The sequence below is a fragment of the Paraburkholderia sp. SIMBA_030 genome, assembly GCF_046535245.1.
In the GTDB taxonomy this organism is placed as follows: domain Bacteria; phylum Pseudomonadota; class Gammaproteobacteria; order Burkholderiales; family Burkholderiaceae; genus Paraburkholderia.
In genome coordinates, this window is the sequence record NZ_JAWRXB010000999.1 from 1 (window position 1) to 257 (window position 257).

The following is a 257-nucleotide window of genomic DNA, read 5'->3' on the forward strand; positions in this document are numbered from 1 at the left end:
GGCCGCGCCTGATCAGATGAGGATGGAACAGCGTATGAAACTGATATTTGTCGGCGATCCGATGTGCTCGTGGTGCTATGGCTTCGGCAAGGAAATGAGCGCGATTGCGCAAAGCATGCCGGATCTGGAAGTGCAGGTTGTCGTGGGCGGCATGGCGGCGGGATCGACCCAGGTGCTCGATGACGCAGCGAAACAGTTCAGGCTCACGCACTGGGCGCGCGTCGAGCAGATGAGCGGCGCGGAGTTCAACCGCGAAG

At 60.7% G+C, this 257-nt stretch carries 1 pseudogene; it reads left to right on the top strand.

The window, feature by feature from the left end:
- Window positions 1–34 precede the first annotated feature (34 nt).
- Window positions 35–257 (top strand): annotated as a pseudogene (locus SB772_RS43020) (DsbA family protein); the annotation flags it as partial.